Annotated in this window: 6 protein-coding genes; all 6 read left to right on the plus strand. The window is 41.8% G+C overall.

The features are described 5' to 3' along the window. Positions 1–171: 171 nt before the first annotated feature. The 6 genes from CWB66_RS04175 to CWB66_RS04205 all read left to right on the plus strand — a co-directional run bounded on the left by CWB66_RS04175 (position 172) and on the right by CWB66_RS04205 (position 7911). Positions 172–2667, plus strand: a complete 2496-nt coding sequence (locus CWB66_RS04175) for a DNA translocase FtsK (protein ID WP_138584438.1) — start codon at positions 172–174, stop codon at positions 2665–2667. After that, complete coding sequence (gene lolA, locus CWB66_RS04180; RefSeq protein WP_077537736.1) at positions 2664–3290, plus strand: outer membrane lipoprotein periplasmic chaperone LolA; 627 nt, start codon at positions 2664–2666, stop codon at positions 3288–3290. Before CWB66_RS04175 ends, lolA begins: the two co-directional genes overlap by 4 nt. Next, complete coding sequence (locus tag CWB66_RS04185) at positions 3283–4626, plus strand: replication-associated recombination protein A (RefSeq protein ID WP_138584439.1); 1344 nt, start codon at positions 3283–3285, stop codon at positions 4624–4626. Before lolA ends, CWB66_RS04185 begins: the two co-directional genes overlap by 8 nt. Further along, on the plus strand, positions 4619–4999 hold the full coding sequence (crcB, locus tag CWB66_RS04190; protein WP_138584440.1) for a fluoride efflux transporter CrcB: 381 nt from the start codon (positions 4619–4621) through the stop codon (positions 4997–4999). Before CWB66_RS04185 ends, crcB begins: the two co-directional genes overlap by 8 nt. 9 nt (positions 5000–5008) lie before the next feature. Then, entirely contained in the window at positions 5009–6313 is a 1305-nt protein-coding gene (gene serS, locus CWB66_RS04195) for a serine--tRNA ligase (protein ID WP_002962971.1), read from the plus strand. A 650-nt stretch (positions 6314–6963) separates the two neighbouring features. Then, positions 6964–7911 (plus strand): phospholipase D family protein, encoded by a 948-nt coding sequence (locus CWB66_RS04205; RefSeq protein ID WP_138584441.1) that lies wholly within the window; start codon positions 6964–6966, stop codon positions 7909–7911. Positions 7912–8146 lie beyond the last annotated feature (235 nt).

The raw sequence follows: 8146 nt of genomic DNA on the forward strand, positions 1-8146 counted from the left end.
GCTGGAGATAGATTTATTATCTAGAGTTTAGGTTATCTAAGTGTAAATTGTAAAAATCTGTTCATAATCAGGCCACCAAGGCTAAGATAAAGTGCAACAAATTGCATTTCCTGCTAAGGTATTTGACTGCTAAGTGAGTGTAAATAGAATAATAAAGAGGGATAGGAAACTATGCGCCTAAACGGTGTGCAAAGACTATTAGAAACAGGGCTGATAATCAGTACCTTTACAGCAATATTTATTTTATGTGCGTTGATCAGTTTTGATCCCGCCGATGCGGCGTGGTCGCAAACAAGCTTTAGCGAAGTAAGAAACATTACGGGAGCTGCGGGTGCATGGATTGCGGATGTATTACTACTCACATTTGGTTGGTTGGCTTACTTAGTACCTGCTGCAATTCAAATATTTGGTTATTTGTTATTTAAGCAACCACACCGCATTTTGCAGCTTGACTACACCACCTTAGCGTTGCGTGTTATTGGTTTTGCTTTATTTATTACCTCGGCCACCGCTATTAGCAGCATTAATTTTGATGATATTTATAACTTTTCATCGGGCGGAGTAGTGGGTGATGTGATTGAATCAGCCATGATGCCTGCATTTAATTTCACTGGGACATCTATTTTACTACTGTGCTTCTTTTTTGCCGGACTTACCTTGCTAACAGGTGTGTCGTGGGTTGATTTTGTAGACTATTTAGGTGAATTAATCGTTCGATTTTATCGTTTTAGTGCTAGCTACGCACAAGGCTGGATGCATCGAGAGCGTATTGCGGGTAATATTGATAATGATCAAATGGATGCACAGTTTGATGACGATATTGAAGAACAAATAGAAATCCCTGAAAAAAATAATAAAGCAGATAAACAAAAAGCAATTAACAAACCACAAACGCCATTTAGTGAGCCACCAATGAGTGACGACTTTATGCCGTTTGATGAACTCGATGACATACTTGATCAAGAAATAGGCTTTAGTGCCATTGATGACGAACCAATGGATACGGAAGCTGCATTAAACGCACTTGACCAAAGCCAAGTTGTAGAGCCAGAAAAACCAGTTACAACGGTTGTATCGCCAGCAAGGCCAATGCCTAAGCCAAAAGCAGCCTATCAGCCACCACCAACAGCAAAAGAAAAATTTGAGCAGTTACTAACGCAAGAGCCACCACCAGGGCCATTACCGTCGCTGGATTTGCTCGACAGACCGGACAAAGCTAAAAATCCGATATCGCAAGAAGAGCTCGATACTGTATCGCGCCTAGTAGAGACAAAACTCCTCGATTTTAACGTCCAAGCAACGGTTGTAGCCGTATATCCAGGCCCAGTTGTTACGCGTTTCGAACTTGATTTAGCGCCAGGTATCAAGGTGTCTAAAATTACAGGTTTAGCAAAGGATTTAGCCCGTTCGCTTTCAGCAATTAGTGTACGTGTTGTAGAAGTTATTCCAGGTAAAACCTATGTGGGTATAGAACTGCCTAACAAACATCGCGAAATAGTTCGTTTGTCAGAAGTAATAAATGCGCCTAAATTTGAGCAAAACCCATCGCCACTGACTATGGTGCTAGGTAAAGATATTGCCGGTCAGCCTGTATGTGCTGATCTGGGTAAAATGCCACATTTATTGGTTGCGGGTACTACTGGTTCAGGTAAATCAGTGGGCGTTAATGTGATGATAGTAAGCTTACTGTACAAATCGGGTCCTGACGATGTACGTATGATCATGATTGACCCTAAAATGCTTGAGCTTTCAGTGTACGAAGGCATTCCGCATTTATTGTGTGAAGTCGTGACCGATATGAAAGAAGCGGCTAACGCACTGCGTTGGTGTGTAGGTGAAATGGAACGTCGTTATAAATTAATGTCAGCATTGGGTGTGCGTAACTTAAAAGGTTACAACCAAAAAGTGCTTGAAGCCAATGAAGCGGGTTACCCAATTCTTGACCCATTATTTAAAGACACCGATGGCATGAAAGAAGGCCCAGATGAGCTAGGTAAGTTACCAAGTATTGTTGTAGTAATTGACGAGTTTGCCGACATGATGATGATTGTAGGTAAAAAAGTAGAAGAGCTAATTGCACGTATTGCTCAAAAAGCACGTGCGGCAGGGATTCACTTAGTACTTGCTACGCAGCGCCCGTCGGTTGATGTAATTACCGGCTTAATTAAAGCAAATATACCAACGCGTATGGCCTTTCAGGTATCGAGTAAAATAGATTCGCGTACAATACTTGATCAACAAGGCGCAGAAAACTTACTCGGTATGGGTGACATGCTTTATTTACCGCCAGGCACGAGCGTACCAGAGCGTGTGCATGGCGCGTTTGTAGACGACCATGAAGTACACGCTGTAGTAAATGATTGGAAAGCGCGTGCTAAACCAAATTATATTGACGAAATACTTAATGGCGATGCCAGTGAGGATATTTTATTACCAGGCGAAGCGAGCGAAAACGCTGATGAAGAATCAGATCCGTTATACGACGAAGCGGTGTCGTTTGTAATCGAAACTGGCAAAGTATCGGTATCGTCAGTGCAACGTAAATTGCGTGTAGGTTATAATCGTGCCGCACGTTTAGTAGAACAAATGGAAACATCGGGTATCGTGAGTTCACCAGGCCATAACGGCGCTCGCGATGTATTAGTACCTAATGGAGCAAATTCATGAAAAAATTTAACGCCTTATTATTAGTGTTAGGCAGCGTAATTACTGCACCAAGCTTTGCTGACGATAGCCAAGCATTACAAGACCAACTTGCCACGTTAAAAAGCTTTAAAGCGCAGTTTGCACAAAAAGTAACAGACAAAGAAGGCCAAGCAGTTATGCAAGGCGAGGGCACAATAGCCCTTCAACAACCTATGATGATCCGCTGGCAGCAAACTAATCCCGACGATACCTTGTTTGTATCAAACGGCGATAAAACATATTACTTCGACAGCTTTGCTGAGCAAGTAACGATAATGAAAACCAGCAGCCTAATCGACTCAACGCCATTTGTATTGCTCACCTCAAAAGATCCAGCACAATGGGAAAAATACAGCGTACTTGCAACAAATACAGGCTTTAGCGTAACGCCAAATAAAGGCGTAGAAAGCCAAGTAGAGCAACTTGATATAACATTTGCTGATAACAGTAAAGGCCTTGCTAAATTAGTAGTCACTGATAACTCAGGGCAGCTATCGTCATTTACCTTTAACGATGCCAAAGTTAATACGCCGCTTGATAAAAGCACTTTTGAATTTACGCCTCCTGAAGGTGTTGAAATAGACGATCAGAGTAACGGTGAGTAATTTAGGTTTTAACTTTGGGCCCGATGTACGCCCACTTGCCGCGCGTATGCGCCCTACAACGCTTGATGAATACATTGGTCAGCAGCACTTATTAAGCGCTGATAAACCACTGCATCAAGCCATTGTCGCAGGGCGGTGCCATAGTTTAATTTTATGGGGCCCGCCGGGTGTTGGCAAAACAACACTCGCGCAAATAATTGCCAATCACGCTGACGCCTCACTTATTCAAATGTCTGCGGTAACCGCAGGCGTTAAAGATATACGCGACAGCGTAACGCAAGCGCGGGAAAACTTAGAAAGCCGTGGCCAACGCACCCTTATGTTTGTTGACGAAGTTCACCGTTTCAATAAATCCCAACAAGATGCGTTTTTACCGCACATAGAAGACGGCACCTTTATATTTGTAGGTGCAACCACCGAAAACCCATCGTTTGCACTTAATAACGCTATATTGTCGCGTGCGCGGGTGTATGTTTTAAAATCGCTCGCCGATAGCGATTTATACACCGTAATAGAGCGCGCACTCAAACAAGACGAGCAGCTAAGCCAAAAACACATCACTATTGCCGACAACGCTAAAAAGGCATTGTGCCAAGCAAGTGGCGGCGATGCGCGCAAAGTACTTAATCTACTTGAACAAGCAGTTGATTTAACCACTGAGCAAAATGGTCAATACAACGTAGACGAGCACGTACTTAGCCAAGTATTACCCACGCATTTAGCTAAATACGACAAAGGCGGCGATGAGTTTTACGATTTAATATCAGCCTTTCATAAATCCGTACGTGGCAGCTCCCCAGACGGCGCGCTGTATTGGTATTGCCGAATTTTAGCTGGTGGTGGCGACCCTTTGTATGTAGCGAGGCGTTTACTTGCCATTGCTACAGAAGACATTGGTAACGCCGATCCTCGCGCGATGCAAGTTGCCCTAAATGCGTGGGATATATTTCAGCGAGTAGGGCCAAGCGAAGGTGAGCGCGCTATTGCACAAGCCACATTGTATTTAGCCAGTGCACCTAAAAGTAATGCAGTGTATATGGCGTTTAATCAAGCCAAAGCTGATGCTCAAAATGAGCCAAGCTACCCAGTGCCAGAGCACCTACGCAATGCACCAACCAACTTAATGAAAGACTTAGGTTACGGCGCTGAGTATCGCTATGCGCATAATGAAGAAGGCGCATTTGCCGCAGGTGAAAAATATTTACCACCAGAAATGGACGGTAAAGAATATTACTTACCGAGCGAGCGCGGACTTGAGCAAAAAATTAAACAAAAACTCGATTACCTAAAAGAGCGCGATGCGCAAAGCCCACTTAAACGATACGAAAATGATTAAACTTTATCTGATGATCGCCCTTGGCGGAGCCTCAGGTGCGTGTTTACGGTTTTTTATTAGCGAAAGCATGCTAAAACTCCTCGGTAGGGGATTCCCTTTTGGCACGTTGACGGTTAATATTCTGGGTTCATTGTTAATGGGCATTTTGTACGGTTTGATAGATAAAGAAATTATCACCGCAAGCCCCGCCAAAACCCTTATAGGAATTGGCTTTTTAGGTGCATTAACCACCTTTTCAACATTCTCAATGGACTCGTTGTTGTTATTACAACAAGGTCACTTTATTAAAATGGCCCTCAATATCATCTTAAACGTGATGGTGTGTATTTTTATGGCTTGGCTGGGCCTTCAGCTAGTAATGCAAAAAGGTTAAAAAACTAACATGTTAGATTCTAAATTTTTACGTCAAGACATCGAACAAACTGCAGCACGTTTAGCAGCGCGCGGTTACGAACTCGATGTCGCGACGGTAACGGCACTTGAAGAAAAACGCAAAACATTACAAGTAAAAACGCAAGAACTTCAAAGTCAACGTAATGCAAGCGCAAAAGCAATTGGTCAAGCCAAAGCAAAAGGCGAAGACGCGCAGCCACTCCTTGATGCAGTGGCTAACTTAGGCAGTGAGCTAGACGCCGCTAAAACAGAGCAAGATGAAGTATTAGCCGCGATTAACGACATTGCTTTAGCAATTCCAAACTTGCCAGACGAGTCAGTACCTGCCGGTAAAGACGAAGACGACAACGTTGAAATTTTAACGTGGGGCACACCTAAAAAATTCGATTTTGAAGTTAAAGATCACGTAGATGTAGGTCAAGACTTAAACGGCTTAGATTTTGAAATGGGCGTTAAAATTAGTGGCGCACGCTTTACCGTAATGCGCGGCCAAGTAGCGCGCATGCACCGTGCACTAACGCAATTTATGTTAGATACACACGCAGACAAAAACGGCTACACAGAAATGTATGTACCGTACCTAGTAAATAGCGCCAGCCTTTATGGCACAAGCCAATTACCTAAATTTGCAGGCGATTTGTTCCACACCTTAGGTCTTGTGAACGACGATGGCGAACAACAAGCCGGCTTTAGCTTAATTCCTACTGCTGAAGTACCGCTTACAAACAGCGCACGCGACGAAATTTATGACGAAAGCGATTTACCAATTCGTTTAGTTGCCCACACGCCATGTTTTAGAAGTGAAGCAGGCAGCTATGGTCGCGATACACGAGGCTTAATTCGTCAGCACCAGTTTGATAAAGTTGAACTTGTACAGCTTGTAAAACCAGAAGACTCAATGGCAACGCTTGAAGAGTTAACAGGTCACGCAGAGCAAATACTACAAGCGCTTGAACTTCCGTACCGTAAAGTAATTTTATGTATGGGCGACATGGGCTTTGGCTCAGCTAAAACATACGATTTAGAAGTATGGTTACCTGCGCAAGACACATACCGCGAAATTTCATCATGTTCAAACATGGCAGATTTTCAGGCGCGTAGAATGCAAGCACGTTTTCGCCGTGAAGGTGTTAAAAAGCCAGAGTTACTACATACATTAAACGGTTCAGGCTTAGCCGTTGGCCGTACACTAGTAGCCATCCTAGAAAACTACCAACAAGCCGATGGCACAGTAGTAGTGCCAGAAGTATTACGCCCATACATGGGTGGACTTGAAGTGATTGGTAAGCAATAAAAATCAAGTTTAAGTTAAGCAGGCTTTAAGCTTGTAAATCTTAATTCGAAAGCCGCTGTTTGTAATGAACGGCGGCTTTTTTGTTGTAGGTTAAAGGTTGAAGATAAAAAGGTTCAGCTAATATGTAGGACGTGCTTTAGCGCGTTACAGCTCTTTGACAAAAACATGCGCCAGTACTTTTTATCAGTTTCTTACGCTACATTTTGCGATTTTACTAAATGCTTTAAACATAACTTCACTTGAGTATCTCCCATAGATCCGGAGCGTGTTGCATACTATTTAAGCGGGTATAGGCAGCTATCCAAAACAGATAAGCTTCAAGAGTGCTCTTTGTATAGCTGGTAACAATAGCGTTTGCTATATATATGATCTTTAATCGTGGTTAGAAAAAGAGATTTCATAAATAATATTTAACTTTCAAATGCACTGTATGCATGGACAATATTTTGTATTTTGTCCAATAACATTATTAAAAGTCGTTTTGGTGTATTTTAACAGCGTTCATTTTATAACATACGTAATTACTTGTTTACATTAGAGTTATTTAGTAGAATTATTGAGCCATGTAATATACGCCGTTTTGGGGTGTTATAACCCCCCAAAGTGGTGTTCTATAAGCTGTTAGCATTATCTATAGTTCGGAGGTAATAGTGAAAATTTTTGATAAATTTCGTGATTTAGAACAGCTGTTTGATAGCGTTAATAACTCAAAAGTAACTATCGTTTCAGCCTTTGCTAGTGGTACAGAGTCAATAATAAAAAATTTAGCAACCACAAATAAGGTAGAGCTAATTATTGGCACAATTAATTCGTTCTCACCCCCGAAATACATTGAGAACCTTATCGAATTGAAAGCTGAAAATTTAAGTCTGTATATGGATTTTCGCTATGGAATGAGTACACATTGGAAGCTATATCTCATTGAACCAGATATAGTTCTCATCGGAAGTGCTAATTTCACGTCACTAGGTGTTAGTTTGAAGCGAGATACTCTTGTCCGAATCGACTCAGAAGAGCTTTATCGTCAGTACATATCGAAAGTAGAAAACTTAAAGTCGGAATCTTTAGTTATAAATAGTGAATCGAAAGAATTTAACCATAAATTCAATCTGTACAAACGGTCATTCATAGAGTCTCAATCGGCTAATCAAGCAGGTAAAACGAAGTCTAATCTTCAAACTTGGCTTGCAGACGATCACAACCAAGCAATTCCTCTATTTATCTGGGATAGTGATTTAGAGCCTGAAGATGAGAAACAAGCATTTACACTCATTAAAGACAAAGAGCCAGAAGTTGAGTCAAAAGAAAACTATCGATTATCTAAATATGAATGTAAACCAAATAAACTCCCATATCTGGAAAGTAGTCTGGTCATTTCAATGAATGAAAAAGGTTCTTATGCAACCTTTGAAAGGTTTGACAGGATTCTTTACAAAGACGGTGTTCATTATTTGTATTCGTTTAAGGGTAAGAGAAAAAATGCCCCATTCGATATCGCTGAGATAGCCACTGGTTTAAAGTTAGTTGTAAATGAGCTTTATGAAAATGAGCAGACAGTTCTATATCGTGAAAACATTGAGATAGCCTTGAAAAAATAATGCTAACAAAGCATTTAAGAGTGATTCCCAACGCATGGCATTTTTTATTCCATCGTTGAGTTTAGTGTTTACGGTGGTATGGTTGAGTTTCGTGGGTGCGTTGCTCACACCTTAATGCGGCGTTGGTGCGTCAAGCTAAGCTTGATCCATCTTGCAGGGTGCAAGTCCCTGTCGGGCAAGGTCTAACTAACCACCCGTATTGAGTGTTGCGCCTTTGGCGGAGTGTGGGATTAGC

Origin of the sequence: Pseudoalteromonas sp. S558 (assembly GCF_005886635.1) — a bacterium.
In the GTDB taxonomy this organism is placed as follows: domain Bacteria; phylum Pseudomonadota; class Gammaproteobacteria; order Enterobacterales; family Alteromonadaceae; genus Pseudoalteromonas; species Pseudoalteromonas aliena.

Coding starts and splice junctions, on each gene's coding strand:
- CWB66_RS04175 (WP_138584438.1), top strand. CDS start 172: ATGCGCCTAAACGGTGTGCAAAGACTATTAGAAACAGGGCTGATAATC.
- lolA (WP_077537736.1), top strand. CDS start 2,664: ATGAAAAAATTTAACGCCTTATTATTAGTGTTAGGCAGCGTAATTACT.
- crcB (WP_138584440.1), top strand. CDS start 4,619: ATGATTAAACTTTATCTGATGATCGCCCTTGGCGGAGCCTCAGGTGCG.
- serS (WP_002962971.1), top strand. CDS start 5,009: ATGTTAGATTCTAAATTTTTACGTCAAGACATCGAACAAACTGCAGCA.